General features: G+C 67.0%; 20 protein-coding genes and 1 tRNA gene. 9 read left to right on the plus strand and 12 right to left on the minus strand.

Going from position 1 to position 19,114, the window contains the following annotated elements:
- Positions 1 to 230 precede the first annotated feature (230 nt).
- The 4 genes from CETAM_RS11360 to CETAM_RS11375 form a co-directional block, all read right to left on the minus strand.
- Positions 231 to 563, minus strand: a complete 333-nt coding sequence (locus CETAM_RS11360; RefSeq protein ID WP_156228946.1) for a hypothetical protein — start codon at positions 561 to 563, stop codon at positions 231 to 233.
- A gap of 439 nt (positions 564 to 1,002) precedes the next feature.
- Positions 1,003 to 2,886 (minus strand): MFS transporter, encoded by a 1,884-nt coding sequence (locus CETAM_RS11365; RefSeq protein ID WP_156228947.1) that lies wholly within the window; start codon positions 2,884 to 2,886, stop codon positions 1,003 to 1,005.
- A gap of 132 nt (positions 2,887 to 3,018) precedes the next feature.
- A complete protein-coding gene (locus CETAM_RS11370) occupies positions 3,019 to 3,270 on the minus strand; it encodes a hypothetical protein (protein WP_156228948.1) in 252 nt (83 codons plus the stop codon).
- A gap of 228 nt (positions 3,271 to 3,498) precedes the next feature.
- Positions 3,499 to 3,571: transfer RNA gene (locus CETAM_RS11375), tRNA-Thr, on the minus strand.
- 116 nt (positions 3,572 to 3,687) lie between these two features.
- Between CETAM_RS11375 and thrE the strand changes: the two genes are divergently transcribed.
- Genes thrE through CETAM_RS11405 form a run of 6 tightly spaced genes read left to right on the plus strand, consistent with a single transcriptional unit; the run spans position 3,688 to position 9,124 of the window.
- Positions 3,688 to 5,166, plus strand: a complete 1,479-nt coding sequence (thrE, locus tag CETAM_RS11380; protein WP_156228949.1) for a threonine/serine exporter ThrE — start codon at positions 3,688 to 3,690, stop codon at positions 5,164 to 5,166.
- A 52-nt stretch (positions 5,167 to 5,218) separates the two neighbouring features.
- Positions 5,219 to 5,536, plus strand: a complete 318-nt coding sequence (locus CETAM_RS11385; RefSeq protein ID WP_156228950.1) for a hypothetical protein — start codon at positions 5,219 to 5,221, stop codon at positions 5,534 to 5,536.
- 9 nt (positions 5,537 to 5,545) lie between these two features.
- Positions 5,546 to 6,961: an alpha,alpha-trehalose-phosphate synthase (UDP-forming) gene (locus CETAM_RS11390; protein WP_156228951.1), complete on the plus strand. Its 1,416-nt coding sequence runs from the start codon at positions 5,546 to 5,548 to the stop codon at positions 6,959 to 6,961.
- On the plus strand, positions 6,958 to 7,431 hold the full coding sequence (locus CETAM_RS11395; protein WP_156228952.1) for an META domain-containing protein: 474 nt from the start codon (positions 6,958 to 6,960) through the stop codon (positions 7,429 to 7,431). Before CETAM_RS11390 ends, CETAM_RS11395 begins: the two co-directional genes overlap by 4 nt.
- A gap of 9 nt (positions 7,432 to 7,440) precedes the next feature.
- Complete coding sequence (gene otsB / locus CETAM_RS13995) at positions 7,441 to 8,760, plus strand: trehalose-phosphatase (RefSeq protein WP_156228953.1); 1,320 nt, start codon at positions 7,441 to 7,443, stop codon at positions 8,758 to 8,760.
- Between the two features lie 10 nt (positions 8,761 to 8,770).
- The gene (locus tag CETAM_RS11405; protein WP_156228954.1) at positions 8,771 to 9,124 is read left to right on the plus strand and encodes an META domain-containing protein; all 354 of its coding nucleotides are present in this window, start codon (positions 8,771 to 8,773) and stop codon (positions 9,122 to 9,124) included.
- On the opposite strand, the gene CETAM_RS11410 is transcribed toward CETAM_RS11405, so the two are convergent.
- Positions 9,121 to 9,675, minus strand: coding sequence for an HdeD family acid-resistance protein (locus tag CETAM_RS11410; protein WP_156228955.1), 555 nt, complete (start codon positions 9,673 to 9,675; stop codon positions 9,121 to 9,123). The genes CETAM_RS11405 and CETAM_RS11410 overlap by 4 nt on opposite strands.
- Before the next feature lie 48 nt (positions 9,676 to 9,723).
- Positions 9,724 to 10,866, minus strand: coding sequence for a LacI family DNA-binding transcriptional regulator (locus CETAM_RS11415; RefSeq protein ID WP_156228956.1), 1,143 nt, complete (start codon positions 10,864 to 10,866; stop codon positions 9,724 to 9,726).
- A gap of 40 nt (positions 10,867 to 10,906) precedes the next feature.
- On the opposite strand from CETAM_RS11415, the gene CETAM_RS11420 reads away from it, so the two are divergent.
- Entirely contained in the window at positions 10,907 to 11,767 is an 861-nt protein-coding gene (locus CETAM_RS11420) for an alpha/beta hydrolase family esterase (protein WP_156228957.1), read from the plus strand.
- On the opposite strand, the gene rlmB is transcribed toward CETAM_RS11420, so the two are convergent.
- The 6 genes from rlmB to CETAM_RS11450 all read right to left on the minus strand — a co-directional run bounded on the left by rlmB (position 11,764) and on the right by CETAM_RS11450 (position 16,851).
- Positions 11,764 to 12,726, minus strand: a complete 963-nt coding sequence (gene rlmB, locus CETAM_RS11425) for a 23S rRNA (guanosine(2251)-2'-O)-methyltransferase RlmB (protein ID WP_156228958.1) — start codon at positions 12,724 to 12,726, stop codon at positions 11,764 to 11,766. The genes CETAM_RS11420 and rlmB overlap by 4 nt on opposite strands.
- A 13-nt stretch (positions 12,727 to 12,739) precedes the next feature.
- Positions 12,740 to 14,134: a cysteine--tRNA ligase gene (gene cysS, locus CETAM_RS11430; protein ID WP_156228959.1), complete on the minus strand. Its 1,395-nt coding sequence runs from the start codon at positions 14,132 to 14,134 to the stop codon at positions 12,740 to 12,742.
- A gap of 35 nt (positions 14,135 to 14,169) precedes the next feature.
- Complete coding sequence (gene nagB / locus CETAM_RS11435) at positions 14,170 to 14,937, minus strand: glucosamine-6-phosphate deaminase (RefSeq protein ID WP_156228960.1); 768 nt, start codon at positions 14,935 to 14,937, stop codon at positions 14,170 to 14,172.
- A gap of 93 nt (positions 14,938 to 15,030) precedes the next feature.
- Complete coding sequence (gene ispF, locus CETAM_RS11440) at positions 15,031 to 15,519, minus strand: 2-C-methyl-D-erythritol 2,4-cyclodiphosphate synthase (protein ID WP_156228961.1); 489 nt, start codon at positions 15,517 to 15,519, stop codon at positions 15,031 to 15,033.
- Positions 15,512 to 16,252 (minus strand): 2-C-methyl-D-erythritol 4-phosphate cytidylyltransferase, encoded by a 741-nt coding sequence (gene ispD, locus CETAM_RS11445; protein WP_231587482.1) that lies wholly within the window; start codon positions 16,250 to 16,252, stop codon positions 15,512 to 15,514. Before ispD ends, ispF begins: the two co-directional genes overlap by 8 nt.
- Before the next feature lie 17 nt (positions 16,253 to 16,269).
- The gene (locus CETAM_RS11450; RefSeq protein ID WP_156228962.1) at positions 16,270 to 16,851 is read right to left on the minus strand and encodes a CarD family transcriptional regulator; all 582 of its coding nucleotides are present in this window, start codon (positions 16,849 to 16,851) and stop codon (positions 16,270 to 16,272) included.
- A gap of 189 nt (positions 16,852 to 17,040) precedes the next feature.
- Here CETAM_RS11450 and CETAM_RS11455 point away from each other — a divergent pair, with 189 nt between their 5' ends.
- Together CETAM_RS11455 and radA are read left to right on the plus strand one after the other, a co-directional pair.
- Positions 17,041 to 17,622, plus strand: a complete 582-nt coding sequence (locus CETAM_RS11455) for a hypothetical protein (RefSeq protein ID WP_156228963.1) — start codon at positions 17,041 to 17,043, stop codon at positions 17,620 to 17,622.
- Between the two features lie 70 nt (positions 17,623 to 17,692).
- Entirely contained in the window at positions 17,693 to 19,105 is a 1,413-nt protein-coding gene (radA, locus tag CETAM_RS11460) for a DNA repair protein RadA (protein ID WP_156228964.1), read from the plus strand.
- The last annotated feature ends 9 nt before the right edge of the window (positions 19,106 to 19,114 follow it).

The following is a 19,114-nucleotide window of genomic DNA, read 5'->3' on the forward strand; positions in this document are numbered from 1 at the left end:
GTGAAGGAAGCCCGGAGAGGTGATCGACCTTCCGGTCGACGCCCGCCACCCCCGCAGACGTCGACCGGCCGCCGTTGTGCACCAGCCCGACATCGGCTGACCCGCTCAGCTCCCCGATGATCTACCCGCCGCTGCAGGAACTCGATTGCCCCCGCGACGTATCGCCCCCGGCCGAACCCTCCCGGTTCCATGAGCCCGTGACAGGCACGATCCTCCTACGGCTCGGTAGCTCACGTTGAGGGGTGACGGATCACGCCGCGACGAATGACCTCGAAGATACCCCCGGAGACCACATTCACCACCCAGTACGGCCAGGGCAGGGCGGGTATCAGTCCCAGGACCCAGGCCTCTGCCCACCGCAGTGACCCGGACACCCGACGGCCGCGCAGCAGCTGGTAGCCGACAACGGCCTGGAAAGCAGCCGAGCCGAGGACAACGGCAGGGGCCACCGGTACCAGGGCGCCCAGGACCGGCCGGTAGGGCGGCAACCAAGTGTTGTCACGCAGCCACTGCAGAAAATCGGGAGCGATGCGCACCGTGTGCACCGTATTCAGCACAGCCATGCTCCCGAAATACACCCCGACGGCGCGGGCGCCTATCCTCCACTCCCGGCCGGAAACTCGTGGGGTCACGCGGCATCGTGTGCGTCGCGACGTGGTGTCCATGATCAATTCTCCTGCGGGTGGCGGTCACGGCGCGTCCAGACGGAGGACCGAAGTGTGACCCGGATCATTCTTCTGTTCATTCTGCCCGAGACGGAGTCCCGAGGAGGGAAAATCTCCTTCCACCCGGCCAAGGCCCCCTGCCGGTTTGTCCCCATCCCCTGGAATCCCATGAATTCGTAGATTCCTTTCGAGTATGACAATTCGGGGATCCCACAGGACTCCCCCCTCCGCCCAGAGCACCCGAGGTGATTGTCCACTGTATGAGTGCAGAAAGAGGCAGGTCGGGTCCCTGTGGGACCCGACCTGCCTCACCTCAACGGCTCAGTGCCGGCACGACTCAGCTTGCCGTCACGTCCGCCAGCTGCGGAGCTTCACCCCGTGCATGAAGGTAACCGGCGATTGCCAGACGATTGATTGCCGACCGGCTCACAACGCCCACCACCGGGCCGTTCTCGCCACGTACCACCGGAACCTTCTTGATGTGCGCATCCGACAGCGCGGCAACAGCGTCTGCTATCGATGAGCCCACGTCGATGGTGAGAACGTCGTGGGTGGCCAGCTTCATCACATTCAGACCCGCCAGGTCGGACATGGCCTGCTCCAGGTCCTCATCAGCACCGATCGCGTAGGAATAGATCGAGGTGGAGGAGGGATGAGCTGCGGAGAGGTAGCGCATGACGTCTCCATCGGAGAGGAAGCCTGCCAGTGAGCCGTCCGCGTGGAGGACGGGTGCTCCGGAGATGCCGCGTTCGGCGAAGGTCTGCAAGGCGCCAAGCACCGTCTGGTCCGAGGACAGGGCGTACACATCGGACTTCATGATCGACGCGACGGTGTTTTCCGGGCTCCGGGCAGTCTCGGTCGAACGCTGGGCCTGCGCCGAACGGTACGCGAGGAACGCCAGGATAATACCGATGAGCGAGGTGACGACCACCAAGACGACGGCACCGCGGAAACCGGTGAGCAATGAGTCGAACTCGCTGTTTCCGGCCCGAACATTCGAGGCGGCCAAAGCGCCGTAGATACCGGCGGCCAGGGAGGTGCCCACGCAGCCGGCGATCTGGAAGCTGGTGGAGACCACTGTGACGCCATGGGCGCTGGTCTCGCGGTCAAGCTGGGACAGAGCGAATGTCTGGGACGGCCCGATGACGAGCGCGGTAGCCAGCACAGCCGGGACGTAGAGCAGACCGAAAAGCAGGATGGAAGAGTAGCCGGCAGCGACTCCGACCAGGGTGACGAAGACCGCCATGATCAGGAAACCGAGCGGGATCGTCCAGCGACCACCGTGCCGGTCATACAGACGGCCGGCCAGGGGACCCGCCACAACGGTGAGAAGGATTCCCGGGGCGAGGGTGAGCGAAGCACCCAGCGGCGACATCTCGCGTGCAGACTGCAGGAACAGCGGGATGATGACGTTCATCGCGAAGACGAACACCAGGCCGAGCATGGTCATCAGGACGCCGAACACGAACGGCGCGTTGGAGAACGGTCGCAGGTCGATCAGAGGATGCTCGATGCGACGCTGGCGGATGACGAACAGCCACAGTGCCAGCAGCCCAACGACAGCGGAGATGCCGGCGTAGAGGGCAGCGCCACCGAATGCGGCGGACACACCGTAAAGAATGCCGATCAGGCCCACAGCCACGAGCAGGAACGACAGGATATCGAGCACCGGACGGCCGAGCTCAGCGACGTTGCGCAGAACGATGGCGCCGGCGAGCATGACGAGGAGAGTGAGAGCACCGAACACCCACATCAGGGTGGTCCACGGTGCGAAGGTCAGCAGTGCGCCGGAGAGAACGATCGCCAGTGACGGACCGAGTGTGGTCATCGCCGCCATGATTCCCATGTTGAGCCCCAGCTTCTCTCGCGGCGAGACAGCCAGGGTGATGTTCATGCCGATAGGGGTGAGCAGGCCGGTTCCGATGGCCTGCAGCAGGCGCGCGAAGAGCAGCACACCGAAAGTCGGCGCGAGGGCTCCCACCACTGAACCGACCACCATGATCGCGACGACGGCGACGAACAGCGGACGCGTGGGGAATCGATGGTAGAGGACGTTTGAGACCGGCACGAACACTGCGGCCACCAGCAGGTAGCCGGTGGTCAGCCACTGGACGGTGTTCACGTCGACATTGAAGTCCTGCATGATGGGCGTGAAAGCCACGTTGAGGAAGGTCTCATTGAAGGTGGCGAGGAACGCGGCGGCAGCCGCGACTGCGATCATCCCGACAGCACGTTTTTCGGAATACAGAGGGACGGTTCGAGACGGTGGCATAGATTTCCTGACAATTGGCGGTGGGAAAGCTGATCGACCGTGCCGTGTCAGAAGGTGCCCGTAGAAACCTCGCGTGTCGTGTCATCGATGCGCTATAAAGGCCCGAAGGCCGTTGGACGATACATCATACCATAGGAAGAGGTCGGGCGCAAAACCATGCTGCGCGCCGGTCATCGCGCCGTGGGGGGTGATGAAATGCCCGTTTTCCGGGAACAGATACGGCTGATGGTGGGATTCCAACCCCAGCCTGCCCACCTCCACCCAGGGTCGGGAGCTGTCACAGACTCGCTTTTCGGCCACACCGATGGAACTGTCACCCTTGGTGCGCGGCACGCCAGCCAATGGTCGGCAGGCATCCAGCTCTGGTTGCCACAGCGCCCCTTCCAGATGATGGGTCGGATTCTGAAGGTCAGGCCCGGCCCATGGGTGTCGGCGATCCCCAGGACGGCGGCTGCTGCCCGCCCACTGAGGCCGGAGGCGGTCAACGGTGTCGCCCCCTGCAGGGGAATCTACGTTGGCCCCTGAGCAAAAATCCCCGGGCCGATGGCCCGGGGACTGAAGAGCTGGAGACGAGACTTGAACTCGCAACCTACGGTTTACAAGACCGTTGCGCTACCGATTGCGCCACTCCAGCACGGCGAGGAGGATGATCCCCGTCCGCAGAGAATCGTACCTGAGGGTGCGGGTGTGTCCGAAACCGACAGGGCGACTAGGGTGGCGCCCGTGTCCTCCCTGTTAGACCGCCTGAGAATGACGTTCACCGCGTCCGGCCGCATTGCCACGATCGATGCCGCCAAGGCGGCCCCTCCGCCGTCCCCCCTCGCACCCGTCGACCTGACCGATCAGGCGCAGGTGGCGGCGGTGATGGACATCGCCGCCCGGATCGGTGACATCCTGCTGTCCTCGGGCACTTCGAACTCGGACACCCGGGCGCAGATCCATGCGGTGACGTCCGCCTACGGCCTGCACTACTGCCACGTGGACATCACGCTGAACACCATCACGATCTTCACCACCATCGGCACGACCCGGAAAACCCCGGTGAACGTGTTCCGGGTGGTGCGGCGGATGACCACAGACTTCTCCCGACTTTCCGAGGTCGACCGGCTCATCCGGTCGATTCAGGCCGGTGCGACCCCACCGGAGGTGGCCGAGAAGATTCTCGACGATCTGTCGGCCAAGCCGACGGCCTACGGGGTCTGGACGGCCATCCTGGGCTGGGGTGTGCTGGGTGGATCGGTGGCCGGTCTGCTGGGCGGTGGGGCACTCGTGATCATCACGGCTTTCCTGACGGCAACGCTCATCATGGCGTTGAACACCTGGCTGGACCGGAATGGTCTGCCGTACTTCTTCCAGAACATGTTCGGCGGGATCATCGCCACGCTCCCGGCGGCGATCATCTACACCCTGGCCGCGGACGCCGGTGTGCGGATATCCCCGGGCCAGGTCATCGCCTCCGGCATCATCGTGCTGCTGGCGGGATTGACGCTGGTGCAGTCGCTGCAGGACGGGATCACGGGGGCGCCGGTGACGGCATCGGCACGCTTCTTCGAGGCGCTGCTGTTCACAGGGGCGATCGTGGCCGGCGTGGGTATCGGCATCCAGATTTCGGTACTGATCGGGATGCCTCTTCCCCCGCTGGAAACCATTCCCACATCGGGCTTCACCACAGCCTCGGTACGGGTGGTGTGCGGTGGCCTGGCCTCGGCGGGCTTCGCCGTCGCCTGCTACGCCGAATGGTCCTCGGTACTCATTTCGGGGCTGAGCGCACTGGCGGGATCGGCCTTCTACTACTTCCTGCTGGTTCCCCTGGAGGTCGGACCGGTGGTCGGCGCGACGATGGCCGCAGTGGTCATCGGCCTGGCCGGCGGTCTGCTCGCCCGCCGGTTCCTCATCCCGCCGCTGATCACCGCAATCGCCGGCATCACCCCCTTCCTGCCTGGCCTGACCGTCTACCGGGGCATGCACTCGTTGATGCACGAACAGACACTGATCGGCTTCACCAGTATCGTCATCGCGCTGGCCACCGCCGGTGGCCTGGCAGCCGGCGTTGTACTGGGCGAATGGGTCGCACGCCGTCTGCGCCGCCCGCCTGCGCTGAATCCCTACCGGTACTTCCGCTCTGCCCGGCGCCACACTTTCCAGCAGATGGCCAGGCAGAAGAGCGGTGCGCTGCGGGCCAATTCCGAGCGTCCACGTGGGCGGGTGCGGAAATCCCCGCGCCGGTAGCGTAGAATGAAGAGCCTACTGTGCCCTGACCACCACTTTCCCAGGAGGATCCGTGCCGCCGAAGGTCACTGACACCCGCCCGACTCCCGAGGCTCTTCATGCCGTGGAGGAGAAGACCGCCGCCGCCGCCCGCCGTATCGTCGCCACGTACTCGCAGGACTTCATGGACGGCGTGACCCTCATGTGCATGCTGGGCGTGGAACCGAACGGACTGGTCTACAAGAAGGTCGCCGCGGAGCTGGAGGAGACTGAGCCGTCACCGGCGAAACGCACCCGCAAGGCGACGAAGAAGACCACCACCGCCAAGAAGGCCCCCGCCAAGAAGGCGACGAAGAAGACCACCGCCAAGAAGACGGCAAAGAAGGTTTAAGCGCCAGGTATGAGCGGCGACAACAGATTCGTGGTCGTGGCCAACCGCCTGCCGGTTGACCTGCATACCGCACCCGACGGCACACGCACGTGGTCCCCCAGCCCCGGAGGGCTGGTCGCCGCGCTCTCCCCCGTCCTGGAGAACCAGCAGGGCTGCTGGGTGGGATGGCCCGGTGTCTCGGACGAGGCGCCTGAGCCGTTCCGCACCGACGCCGGGGTACTCCTCCACCCCGTCCGCCTCACCGAGGCGGACTTCGAGGGTTTCTACGAGGGTTTCTCCAACGCATCACTGTGGCCGCTGTACCACGATCTCATTGTCACCCCGGTGTATCACCGGGAATGGTGGGCCGCCTACCGCGACGTGAACCTGCGTTTCGCGCAGGAGGTCGCGGAGGTCGCCGCCGAGGGGGCCACCGTCTGGGTGCAGGACTACCAGTTGCAGCTGGTCCCCGGGATTCTCCGGCAGCTGCGCCCGGATCTGCGCATAGGTTTCTTCCTGCACATTCCTTTCCCCAGCCCGGATCTGTACCGTCAGCTGCCCTGGCGGGAGGAGATCATCCGTGGCCTCATGGGCGCGGATCTCATCGGTTTCCACCTGGAATCGAACGCCCGGAACTTCCTCGACCTGTGTGCGGTCACCGAGGGACTGACCGTGGAGGGCACCGCAGGCACCCGACGTATTGACGCCCATGTGGTCACCCATGACGGCCACCGCGTGGCCGTCGGCGCGTTCCCGATCTCGATCGACCCGGGCTCGCTCGGGGAGGGGGAGGAAGGCGGCGTCGATAAGCTCCGTGCAGAGCTGGGGAACCCGGAGACGGTGATTCTCGGCGTCGACCGGCTCGATTACACCAAGGGCATCCTGCAGCGCCTGCTGGCGTTCGAGGAGCTGCTGGAGTCGGAGGCGCTCGACCCGGCGTCAACCGTCCTGATGCAGGTGGCCACCCCATCGCGCGAACGCATCGAGCAGTACCAGATGGCGCGTTCCCAGGTGGAGGAGGCCGTCGGCCGGATCAACGGAACCTTCGGCGCCATGGGTCGGCCGGTGGTGCACTACCTGCACCAGTCACTGCCGAAGAACGAGCTGCGCACCTACTATGAGGCCGCCGACGTCATGCTGGTCACCCCGTTCAAGGACGGGATGAATCTGGTGGCGAAGGAGTACGTCGCCTGCCACGGCGATGGTTCGGGGGCACTGGTGCTCTCCGAGTTCGCCGGTGCGGCCGTGGAACTGCGCGAGGCCAACCTGTGCAACCCCTTCGACCTGGAGTCCATCAAGCGCGCCATCCTTACGGCGGTGCAGGGGCTGTCGACGACCCCCGACGTGATGAAGGATCGAATGCTCGCCATGCACCGGCAGGTGGCGGAGTACGACGTCAACCGGTGGGCCGATGCCTTCCTCACGTCCCTGGAGGAGACCCGATGAGGCGCCCGTTGTCCATGGTCGGTGCCGGGCTGGCCGCCACGCTGCTGCTGGCCGGCTGCTCCTCTGCGCCCACGGCCGAGGTCGCGGGTTCAACGTGGCTGGTCACGGATATCTGGACCACCCCGGGTGAACCCTCTGCCCTTCCTGAAGATACCGCCGGCCGCGCCCGGCTGGCCTTCGGCGAGCGCTCGGTGTCCGGGCATACCGGCTGCGCCCCGTTCCAGGGCACCGTCCGCTTCAGCCGCGAGGGTGAGGAAACCGACGTGGAGAGCGCCCACACTCTCACAGTCGATCGCCTCGAGGTCAGGGAAACCGAGGAGAACTGCAGCGCAGCCTGGTCCCACGGGCAACTGACGGGGCTCATCGAGCCCGGTGCGGTATTCGACGTCCGCCATGATGACCGTTCCCTGGTGCTGACCCTGCGTACCGACGCCGTCGACCGGCCTGCCATCGGACTCTCCGCCATCTAGAGTGGGGCCATGAGTCTGCCCCCCGCCACGATCGCCCGCCTCGCCACAGCCGAGAAACTGCTCGTCGTCTCCGACTTCGACGGCACTCTGGCCGGCTTCTCCCCCGACATCTATGCCGTGCCCGTCAACCTGGACTCGGTCGCCGCGCTCACCCGGCTCGCAGGCCTGCCGGACACCCACGTCGCCCTCCTGACGGGCCGCCACCTTGAGGGACTGGCCGAGGTCTGTCCGCTGGTCGCTCCGGTGGTGCTGGCGGGATCGCACGGTTCAGAGTCCGCGGAGCACGCGGTGGCGCTGACCGATTCGATGCTCGAGAAACTGAGCGCCGTGGAGGAACAGCTTGCCGAATTCGCCTCCCATCCGGTCGTGTACATCGAGTACAAGCCCTTCCAGCGGGTCGCCCACGCTGCGGCTCTGGCCTCGACTGACCAGGCGGCGGCGGACTCGCTCCTCGACGCCGTCATGTCCATCGATATCCCCGGCGTCCGGGTGACGCGCGGCAAGAACATCGTCGAGTTCTCCGTCAGTGAGGCCACCAAGGGCACCTGGCTCGCCGCGGAGATCGAGCGGGTCCAGCCCACCGTCGCGGTGTTCATCGGCGACGACGCCACCGACGAGGACGGCTTCCGCAGCCTGCGTGAGGGCGACGTCGGGGTCAAGGTCGGCGAAGGCGAGACCGCCGCCACGGAAAGGATCGCCGACATTCCGGCGGTGGCGGAGCTGCTCACCTCGCTTGCCGACGCCCGCGCAGCCCACCTCGGCCTACCCCGCACCGTCGCCGAACGTTTCGAGGCCATCTCCGCAGGTTTCTCCGCAGAGGTGCACCGCGTGCACGACTGGTCCGCCGCGACCCCGTGTGAGGGCTGGTCCGCCCGGGACATCGTCAATCATCTGCTCACGTGGTATCCCGCCAACCTGCGCAATGCCGACGTCGACCTGACCTTCCCCGCCGACCTCCAGGCCGACCCCGCCGGCGCCTGGTTCGAGTTCGTCTCCGCGGTCCGTGCGCTGCTCGCTGACCCGTCGCTTGCCGACGCCCCCTTCACCTCCGGCCCCGACGAGGGCCAGACCGTGGCCCGGGCCACCGCCGGGTTCCTCCTGCCCGACATCTTCATGCACACCTGGGATCTCGCCCGCTCGCAGGGCCGGGACGTCACCCTCGACGCCGACTACGCCGCCCGCAACCTCGCGGGACTGGAGTCACTGGGTGATTCCCTCCGGGAGACCGGCCGGTTCGGCCCGGCGGCGCAGGTGTCCCCGGATGCCTCGGCCGGAGTCCGACTCATGGCCTACGTGGGCCGGGATCCCGGGTTCGGTCTGGAGGCCTAGGATCGGGGGCATGAGCATCCGTGGTCTCGCTGTCAGCGCCCTCATGGTGTCCGCCCTGCTGCTTCCGGGCTGTTCCTCCGCAACGTCCCCCGTGGATGACTGGGGAGTCGATGAACCCGGGCAGCCGCAGCTGACCCTGAGCGAGGACGGCCGTCTCTCCGGCACCGATGGCTGCAACCGACTCATGGGGTCCTGGGAGGAAGCCGGTGACTCGATCCAGCTGTCCGGGATCGCGTCCACGCTGATGGCCTGCGAGGGTGTGGACACCTGGCTGTCCGGCGCCCAGAGCCTCAAGGTCGACGGAGACACCCTGCATGTCTTCGACGCCGGGGGACGCGAACTGGGAACCCTCAGGCGACATTAGGCGGCCACCGTCTGCTTCGCCTCCTTCGCGGCGGCACGCCGGGTGAGGCCGGCACCGAGGATGAATACACCCCAGAGGATCGCGCAGATGCCCAGCCACCTGCTCACGGCAAGGGCCGCCGTGCCGGGATTGGCGATGAAGATGATGCCGGCGACAACAAAGAGGACGCCGCCGAGCAGCAGCAGCCACCGGGAGGTCTCCCGTTTCTGGGAGAAGGCGGAGATGAACTCGGACACACCCCTGGCGAGAAGCCAGATGCCCAGGATCCAGGCGAGGGCCACGCCGCTGTCGAGCGGACGGAAGATGGCCAGAAGGCCTGCCACCACACCGATGACCGCGATGACGATGAGGAATACCCGGGAGTTCCGGTTTTCGGAGCGGAATGCTGCGACGAGGGCGAGGATGCCGTCCGCCAGCGCGTACCACCCCCAGATGAGCACCAGAGTCAGGATGGTGAGACCGGGCCAGGCGACGGCGATGACGCCGACGATGACGGCCAGGAGACCGGAGACGAGGAGGACGGTGGATGAGCGCTGGGCGAATGCGAGCATGATCGCTGTCCTTGCTGGTCAGTGCGATTGGACCTGTCGGATCTGATGTTACCCGCGGAAGGTGGGGAGCACTGGCCCGACAAGGTCCGGTGACTCCCTCGGCGGCGCGACCGTGGTGCCCCGGTGGAACGTGGTCGCCAGGATCTCGCGGGGCGGCGGGCCGGGGGCCGGAAGATCCGCAATGTGGGCGTCGATGAGCGAGAGCAGCATCCGGCCGGCCGCCGCACCCTTTTCCTTGTTGGGCTGGATGACGGTGGTCAACCCCACCATGAGCGCGTTGCGGATGCCGTCGAATCCCGTCACCGACAGCTCCTCCGGAATGGAGATCGCCTGTTCCTGGGCATATTCCAGCACACCCAACGCCATCGAGTCGGTGGTGCACAGCACGGCCGTCAGGTCGGGATGGCCGGTGAGCATCTCACGGGCGGCGGACAGGCAGTTGGCGTGGTCGTTGATGTGCCTGGTGATCACCGGCACTTCCTCCCGCGCGATACCGGCGGCCGTGAACTCATCCAACGCCCCGAGCACGCGGTCGCGTTGCACGTGCAGGGCCGCATCGGGCAGGGTGTCCAGGTCGACGGGGCCGTCATGCCGCTCCCGTTCCAGCCGGATCGCCAGGATCCCGATGCGACGGTGACCCGCATCAACCAGGGCGCGGGCTGCGGGGCGGATGGCGGAGCGGTCGTCGATGCCCACGAAAGGCAGGTCATCGATACCCGTCGGCTGATCACACACCACCATGGGAAGCTGCCGGGCACGTGCCGCCGTGAGATGCGGATCGCCCTCCGCCACCGAGTACACCACCACCCCGTCAACAGCGACCCGCCCCACCAGCGCCGAGGCGTCAACCTCCGAGGGGCCCGCCGGGATGAGCGTCAACGCCGATTCCGCACCGGACGTCGACTCCGCCATGCCCGCGAGGAAATCCACCGAGGCGACGTCCTCGAAGGCGTACGTCAGATGCTCCGTGAGCAGCACGCCGATCGATCCGACCCGGCGGGTACGCAGGGACCTCGCCATGGGGTCCGGGCCGGGGTAACCGCGGGCCTCAGCGGCAGCGAGGATCCTCTCCCGCAACTCCACCGACAGCTGATCCGGATGGTTGTACGCGTTCGACACCGTCGTCCGCGACACCCCCAGCTCGGCGGCGAGCGAGGCGAGAGTCCCGCGGCTGCGGGCACGTTTGACCATGCCCCAAACCTAGCAGGAGGGTACGGCTAGACTGTTCGTCGTGAGAATCCAGGAGCCGTACACGTCCGAACGCGTCGTCCTTCGTCATCAGGGGCGCGACCGGACCTTCGTCGTTGTCACCCCTCTCGAGCTACCGGAGCAGCCTCCCGCGCTGCTCTACTTCCACGGTTCACTGCAGAACGGCAACGTCGCCCGCAACTTCACCGGCCGCATCTTCGACGACATGGTGGCCCGGACAGGCGCGGTGCTGGTCTACCCGGACGGCGTTGACCGGCACTTCAACGACACCCGTCTGCGACTGCTGGAGAAGACCCGCGAGCTGGATATCGACGACGTGGGCTTCACCCGCGCGATCGTCGACTGGCTGGCCGACAACCGCGGCGTCGATACGTCGCGTATCCACGCGTGCGGCTACTCCAACGGGGGCCAGATGGTGATGCGGCTACTCCATGACGCCCCCGGTCTCCTCGCCGGCGCCGCCACCTTCGCCGCCACCATGCCGGCGGCCGACAACCGCGTCGAGGGCCTGGGCACTGTCAGCGTCCCCACGCCTTTCCTGGCGATGCACGGCACCGCCGACCGCATCGTCAAGTACGACGGCGGGGTGGCGGGTCTCGACGCCGCCCATTCCCGCGGCGTTCTCGTCTCCGCTCTCGAATCTGCCCGGTACTTCGCCACCGCCAACGGGCTGGGCGACCCGGACCATGAGACGGTGCACGGCCCCGAGGGGGTCACCGTCGACAGCTGGTCCCGCGAAGGACTACCCACCGTCGAGCTGTGGAGCATCGACGGCATGGGGCACGTCGTGCCCACCCCGAAGCAGCTGCCCGCCAGCATCGGCCCCGGCACCGACTCCGTCGTCGCCTCGGACGTGCTGGCCCGGTTCTTCGGCTGGGCCTAGCTGCCCGCTGCCCCCATGACACCGGCTGCGCGGCGCTGGCGTGCGAACTCGGAGAGCACCACGCCGGCCGCGACCGAGGCGTTGAGCGATTCGACCCAACCGATCATGGGCACGGACATGATGACGTCGCAGTTCTCGCGGACCAGTCGGGAGATGCCCTTACCCTCGGAACCGACGACGATGACCACCGGTTCGGTGCCCCCGTCGTAGGTGTCCAGGGTGTGCTCGCCACCGGCGTCGAGGCCCACGACCTGGTAGCCGTTGCGCTTGAACTCCTGGATCGTGCGGGTGAGGTTGGTCTCCCGTGCGACGGGCAGGCGTGCGGCAGTACCTGCGGAGGTGCGCCAGGTGACGCCGGTGATGCTGGCGGAGCGGCGCTCCGGGATGACCACGCCATGGCCACCGAAGGCAGCGACGGAACGGATGACGGCGCCGAGGTTGCGCGGATCGGTGATGTTGTCCAGGACAACGAACATACCGGGCTCTCCGGAACCTGCCACCGAGGAGATCAGCGAGTGCACGTCCGTGTACTTGAAGGGCGGGATCTGCAGGCCGACGCCCTGGTGCATTCCGTTGCCGGTCATCTTGTCCAGCTCGAAGCGGGACACCTCGGTGATGGTCAGACCGCGGGAGGTGGCCAGCTGTACGGCCTCGGTGAGGCGGTCGTCTGCGCCCGTGCCCTCGGCGACGAACAAAGTCGTGGCGGGCACCTTCGCGTGGAGGCACTCGATGACGGGGTTGCGGCCGACGACGAGCTCGAACGGGTTCTCCTTGACGTGACGTCCGGAGGCGCGTCGCTCGGCGACCTTCTTGCGCTTGTGTGCGGCGTGGTACTCGCGGTCCTCCGCCTTGGGGGTGGGGCCCTTGCCCTGCAGTCCACGGCGGACCTGCCCGCCGGAGCCCTTGACGGCGCCCTTCTTGTTGGTGCGTCGTGCCCCGGGTCGTCCCTGGTTGGCCATATGATCTAGTCCTTTAAGAGTTCTTCAGCGACCACTGCGGGCCGTCGGATGTATCGGTGACGTCAATGCCGGCGGCGACGAGTCGGTCGCGGACGGCATCGGCGGTGGCCCAGTCCTTCTGGGCACGGGCGGTGGTGCGTCGTTCAAGTTCAGCGTCGACCAGCACGTCGAGTGCTGCCATGGCGTCGTCGCTTGTCGACGCCCCCTCCGCCCACTGTTCATCCTGCGGATCCACGCCGAGCACCGCGGTCATGGCACGGATCCGGGAGGCGAGTGCAGCGGCATCGGCGAGCGAGCCCTCGGCGAGGGCGGTGTTGCCGGCACGGACGGCATTGTGGATTTCAGCGAGGGCACGGGGCACGGAGATGTCATCGTCCATGGCCTCGGCGAACGCTTCGGTCCACGTGCCGATCTCGACGGGGCCGACGCGGTGGAGGAAGTCCTCGATGCGCCGGTAGCCTGTGGCGGCCTCCTGCAGCGCGGACTCGGAATATTCTAGCACGCTGCGGTAGTGCGCCGAACCGAGGTAGTAACGCAGCTCGACCGGGCGGACGAGCCCGAGGATGTGCGGAACGCTGAGTACGTTGCCCAGCGACTTGGACATCTTCTCCCCCGCCATGGTGACCCAGTGGTTGTGCATCCAGTAGTTGGCGAAGCCGTCACCGGCGGCGTGGGCCTGGGCGATCTCATTCTCATGATGCGGGAACTGCAGGTCGAGACCGCCACCGTGGATGTCGAAGGTTTCACCCAGATACCAGGTGGCCATGGCCGAGCACTCGAGATGCCAGCCTGGACGCCCCTCACCCCACGGGGTGGGCCAGGAGGGTTCGCCCGGTTTCGCGGCCTTCCACAGGGCGAAGTCCTGCGGGGAGCGTTTGCCCCTGTTGTCGTTCTCGCCCTGCTCCATCTCCTCGACGCGGTTGCCGGAGAGCGAACCGTAGTCGGACCCTTCGGTGGCGACCCACGCCGCGACATCGAAGTAGACGGAACCGTCGACCTCATAGGCGAAACCGCGGTCCATCAACCGCTGCATGTAGGTGACCATCTGGGTGACGTGCCCGGTGGCCCGCGGCTCCACGGAGGGCGGCAGCACGCCGAGCTGATCGTATGCCCAGGTGAAGGCACGTTCATGCGTGGAGACCCACTCCCACCACGGACGGCCGTGCTCGGCCGCCCTGGTGAGGATCTTGTCGTCGATGTCCGTGACATTACGGACGAATGCGACGTCCAGGCCCTTCGCCAGCAGCCAGCGGCGCAGAATGTCGAAGGCCACGCCGGAGCGGACGTGACCGATGTGCGGCTGGGACTGCGGGGTCGCACCACACAGGTAGACAGAGGCGTGCCCTTCCCTGACGGGAACGAAGTCGCGCAGCGATCTGGTGGTGGTGTCGAAGATACGGAGAGTCACGCCTACCCATCCTAGACGAGCCTCCTGACACGGCATCAGCGCTTGAGGAGGTTGGCCTCCACGAAGCGGTAGTACTCGAGGTTCCGCAGCCCGCCGGCAGCGTCCTCGTCAATGATCACGGTGGCGTTCGCGTGCAGCTGCAGCACCGACGCCGGGCACATCGCCGTCAGCGGACCCTCGGCGAGGCTCGCCACCGCCTCGGCCTTGTGTTCACCCGTGGCCAGGAGCACCAGGTGTCCGGCGCGCTGGATGGTGCCCAGACCCTGGGTGAGGACATGGATCGGCACGTCGGCGGCGCTGTCGAAGAAGCGTGCGTTGTCGGAGATGGTCTGCGGGTGCAGGGTGTCGACGTGCGTCGGCATGGTCAGGGCGGTGCCGGGCTCGTTGAAGCCGATGTGACCGTTGGTGCCCACGCCGAGGAGCTGGACGTCGATACCGCCGGCGTCGATGATCGCCTGCTCGTAGGCGGCGGCTGCGGCGTACGGATCAGCGGCCATGCCGTCGGGGCTGGCGACTCCGGCCTCGTCGATGTCGATGTGGTCGGTGAACTCGTGACGGATCGTGTGGTGGTAGCTCTGCTCGTGCTCCGGGGGCAGGCCGATGTATTCGTCGAGGAGGAAGGCCCGGCTGTCCGCGAAGCTGATCTCGCCGGCGCGGTGGCGTCGGATGAGCTGCTTGTAGGTGGCGACCGGGGTGGAACCGGTCGCCAGTCCCAGCGTGGCGCCGCGGCGGACGTGGTCGATGAGGATGTCCGCCGCGGCGATCGCGACCTCGTCAGCGGTGGGGCGGATGATGATGTGCATGGGTCGGGGATTCCTTAGGGGCCGGACATGACTGATGGGGCTGGATCATACGACGCAGATATCCGTCCGCACCGCACCAGCAGCTCAATCAGTCTAACGCCCGGAACGCCAGACCACAGCGCTTGCCACGGCCGCCCGCCCTTCTTCCCGACCCGTGAAGCCCATGTGGTCGGTGGTGGTGGCGGCCACGGACACCGGGGCGCCGAGGATCCCCGAGAGCACCCGCTCGGCCTCCACCCGGCGCGGACCCATCTTCGGGGTCTGCCCCACCAGCTGGGCGGCGGCGTTACCGATGACGAAACCCTCGGCCTCGATCGCCTCCCTCGCCTCGCGGAGCAGCTGGGCGCCGGAGACACCGTCGTACTTCTTCTGACCCACCCCGACCAGCGCCCCGAGGTCGCCGAGCTGGGCGGCGGAGAGGAGAGCATCGACAATCGCATGGGCGACAACGTCGCCGTCGGAATGCCCCTCACAGCCGTCGGCGTCCTCGAAGAGCAGGCCCGCGATCCAGCACGGCTTACCCTTCTCGATCTGGTGGGCGTCTGTGGCGACGCCGACGCGCGGGATGATCATGTCACTCACTGGCTACCTCGAAAATCGTGGGCTCGGCCTCGTCCGTGATGGTGCGGGCCAACATCATGTCGATGGGGGTGGTCACCTTGAATGCCATCGGATCACCCTGGACTGTCACCACGGGGACACCGCACCACTCCATCAGTGACGCATCATCGGTGGCGACGAAACCGGGATCCGTGGCAGCGAAGTAGGCCTCGTTGGCGGCGCGCAGTTCACCCAGGCGGAAACCCTGCGGGGTCTGCACCGCACGCAGGGAGGCCCGGTCGGGCGTACCCGCCACCACGTCACCGTCGACCTGCTTGATGGTGTCCGCCACCGGCAGCACCGGAACCACCGCGGGCGCCCCCTCGAGCACGCGGCGGGCCACGCGGGCGATCATGCCGGGCGGAGTCAGCGCCCGTGCGGCGTCATGGATGAGCACCACCGCATCTTCATCGGTGATGCTCCGCAGACCCGCCCACACGCTGTCGGCGCGTTCCCCACCACCATGGGTGAGATAGACGGGGACGCCGGTGACGGCGGCGTCGAGAAGCCCGGTCTGACCGAGCATCTCCTCGGCGTAGGACTCCATGTCGGGGCTGACCAGCACCACGATCTCGTCAACCACCGCGGAATTGATCATCGCGGCAATCGACCTCTCCACCAACGAACGACCGCGCAGGCGCACAAACGCCTTCGGTACGGACGACCCCAACCGGGTCCCCCGTCCGGCTGCGGCGACGAGCGCGATCACCCTCACGGTAGGTCGCCTACCGACTACTGGTCTTCATCTTCGTCGTCGAAGGTGAGATCATCCAGGTCGACGTCGATATCGCCGTCCTCCAGAAGCTCCGGGGCATCCTCGAGGTCGATCTCAATGTACGCCTCGACCTTGACCTGGAACTCGTCCGCCTTCTTCTCGTCGACGGTGTCCGCCAGCGCCAGCTCGCCGACGAGGATCTGCCGGGCCTTGCCCATCATCCGCTTCTCGCCCGCGGAGAGGCCGCGGTCCTGATCGCGGCGCCACAGGTCGCGCACGACCTCCGCGACCTTGTTCACGTCACCCGAGGCCAGACGCTCCTGGTTCGCCTTGTACCGGCGGGACCAGTTGCCGGCCTCCTCCACGTCCGTCTCACGCAGCACGCCGAAGACCTTCTGCAGGCCCTCCTCGCCGACGACGTCACGGACGCCGACGATCTCAGCGTTCTTGGTCGGAACACGAACGATCAGGTCAGACTGATTGATCTGCAGAACCAGATACTCAAGCTCCTCCCCTCCCATCACACGCTTCTCTATGTCAGCGATCACGGCAGCGCCGTGGTGCGGGTAGACAACGACGTCTCCGACCTTAAAATCCATTCCCACTCCTCTGGTGCGATAAACGGCACACTAGACATCGGATTCTACCACGCCACTCACCAGCACTTATGGATGACACACCTCCACCCCCGATCCCCCCTCTTCCGGCAACCAGTTCATCGGGAACTGTGTGCCGTGGGGAGCGAGAGACTAAGGTAAGCTGCTGAAACGCATTGTGAACTTGACCTGATGGAGGACACCCCTGTGAAGTCCCTGAAGTCGGCCGCCCGTCGCGGCGGCATCATCTCCGCCGCCGCTCTGTCTGCGCTGGCACTGGCGTCCTGCTCGGCAGGCCAGGTAACCCAGACCGCCTCGCAGGTCGCCGCAGTGAACGGCGCGGAGGGCAACACCGAGGACGGCACCGTGGCTGTCCGCGACGTCACCGTCGTGCTGGACGACCAGGGCGAGGCCGCCCTGAAGTTCACCGCCGTCAACCAGGACACGTCGATGACCGAGCACACCCTCGAGTCCGTCGAGGTGGACGGAACCCCGGTCGACATCGACTCCACCACCCTCGCCCGCGGCTGCGCCCTCGTCGCAGACTCCGCCGCAGGGCTTGAGTCGACCCCGGAGTCCCAGAGCTCGGGCTGCATCGACTATGCCGAAACCTCCCTGCCGAACCAGGACTTCGCCTACGGCGGCAGTGTCCCGGTCACCTTCACCTTCGACTCGGGTGAGATCAACGTCGCCGCCACCATCGCCGCTCCGCAGCTGCCCGCCGGCACCTTCGACCGCGAGCCGGGCGCCGCGGACGAGCACAGCGCCAACTAGTCGCCCCCGCCCGTCGACGCCCGCGCCCCGCACAGGGAGCGCGGGCGTTTCGCGTTCTAAGGTGGTGTCCATGGCGCGCAAACCCCGATCCGTCCACACCTGCTCCGAATGCGGGTACTCCTCCGCCAAATGGCTCGGCCGCTGCCCCGAATGCGGCTCCTGGGGAACGCTGGTCGAATCCGCCGTGGCACCGAAGGGCGGCGCCGCCGCCTCCGCAGCAGTGTCCGGCGCAGTGCCGCAGGGACTGACCCCCGCCTCTCCCGCCACTCCGATCACCCGGATCAGCGGCACGGCCGCCACCTCGATGCCCTCCGGCATCGGTGAGCTCGACCGCGTCCTCGGTTCCGGCGTGGTCCCCGGATCCATCGTCCTCATGGCAGGTGAGCCCGGCGTGGGCAAGTCCACGCTGCTCCTGGAGGTCGCGAGCCGATGGGCGTCCCAGCCCGCGGCCGACGGGACGGGAACGCGCAAGGCGCTGTACGTCACTGCGGAGGAGTCCGTCGGCCAGGTCCGCGTCCGCGCCGAACGCACCGACGCACTGAAGGACACCCTGTACCTGGCGGCCGAATCCAACCTGGACGTGGTGTTCGGGCACGTGGAACAGCTCAAGCCCTCGCTGCTGATCGTGGACTCCGTCCAGACGATGCACGCACCGGGCGTCGAGGGGGTCGCCGGTGGCGTGGCCCAGTCACGCGCTGTCACCGCTGCCCTGACCACCCTGGCAAAGACCTCGGGGATCCCCATTCTGCTGGTCGGCCACGTGACCAAGGACGGCAACGTCGCCGGTCCCCGTGTCCTCGAGCACCTGGTGGACGTGGTGCTCAACTTCGAGGGTGACCGCCAGTCCTCCCTGCGAATGCTCCGCGGCATCAAGAACCGGTTCGGCGCCACCGATGAGGTCGGTTGCTTCGAGCAGACAGCCGAGGGGATCCGGGAGGTCCCTGACCCTTCCGGGCTGTTCCTCTCCCACCGCGGGCGTACCCCCGACGGCTCCGCCGTGACCGTTGCGATGGACGGCGTACGCCCCCTGCTCGCAGAGGTCCAGGCCCTGACCGTCGACCCGGTGGCCAAGAACCCCCGACGGGTGGTTACGGGCCTGGACACCAACCGGGTGCCCATGGTGCTCGCCGTCCTCCAGGCCCGCGCCGGCGAGCGCACCAACGAGAAGGACGCCTACGTGGCCACCGTCGGCGGCGTGCGCATCACGGAGACCGCCACCGACCTCGCGGTCGCGCTGGCCACCTGGTCCTCGCTCCACGAGCAGCCCCTCCCGGAGAAGACCATCGTCATCGGGGAGGTGGGACTGGCCGGGGAACTGCGCCGCGTTCCCAACCTCGGCCGTCGCCTGGCGGAGGCCGCCCGGCTGGGTTATGAATACGCCGTCGTCCCCGAGGGTGAAACCCTGAATATCCCGGGCCTGCGGATTGCGCAGGCGGGCACGCTCCTCGAGGCCATCGGCCTGGTGTCGCCCCGACGCGGGTAGCGTGGCCCA

The organism is Corynebacterium comes (genome assembly GCF_009734405.1).
Lineage (GTDB): Bacteria > Actinomycetota > Actinomycetes > Mycobacteriales > Mycobacteriaceae > Corynebacterium > Corynebacterium comes.

Coding starts and splice junctions, on each gene's coding strand:
- CETAM_RS11360 (WP_156228946.1), bottom strand. CDS start 563: ATGGCTGTGCTGAATACGGTGCACACGGTGCGCATCGCTCCCGATTTT.
- CETAM_RS11365 (WP_156228947.1), bottom strand. CDS start 2,886: ATGATCGCAGTCGCGGCTGCCGCCGCGTTCCTCGCCACCTTCAATGAG.
- thrE (WP_156228949.1), top strand. CDS start 3,688: ATGACGTTCACCGCGTCCGGCCGCATTGCCACGATCGATGCCGCCAAG.
- CETAM_RS11390 (WP_156228951.1), top strand. CDS start 5,546: ATGAGCGGCGACAACAGATTCGTGGTCGTGGCCAACCGCCTGCCGGTT.
- CETAM_RS11395 (WP_156228952.1), top strand. CDS start 6,958: ATGAGGCGCCCGTTGTCCATGGTCGGTGCCGGGCTGGCCGCCACGCTG.
- otsB (WP_156228953.1), top strand. CDS start 7,441: ATGAGTCTGCCCCCCGCCACGATCGCCCGCCTCGCCACAGCCGAGAAA.
- CETAM_RS11405 (WP_156228954.1), top strand. CDS start 8,771: ATGAGCATCCGTGGTCTCGCTGTCAGCGCCCTCATGGTGTCCGCCCTG.
- CETAM_RS11410 (WP_156228955.1), bottom strand. CDS start 9,675: ATGCTCGCATTCGCCCAGCGCTCATCCACCGTCCTCCTCGTCTCCGGT.
- CETAM_RS11415 (WP_156228956.1), bottom strand. CDS start 10,866: ATGGTCAAACGTGCCCGCAGCCGCGGGACTCTCGCCTCGCTCGCCGCC.
- rlmB (WP_156228958.1), bottom strand. CDS start 12,726: ATGGCCAACCAGGGACGACCCGGGGCACGACGCACCAACAAGAAGGGC.
- nagB (WP_156228960.1), bottom strand. CDS start 14,937: ATGCACATCATCATCCGCCCCACCGCTGACGAGGTCGCGATCGCCGCG.
- CETAM_RS11450 (WP_156228962.1), bottom strand. CDS start 16,851: ATGGATTTTAAGGTCGGAGACGTCGTTGTCTACCCGCACCACGGCGCT.
- CETAM_RS11455 (WP_156228963.1), top strand. CDS start 17,041: ATGGAGGACACCCCTGTGAAGTCCCTGAAGTCGGCCGCCCGTCGCGGC.
- radA (WP_156228964.1), top strand. CDS start 17,693: ATGGCGCGCAAACCCCGATCCGTCCACACCTGCTCCGAATGCGGGTAC.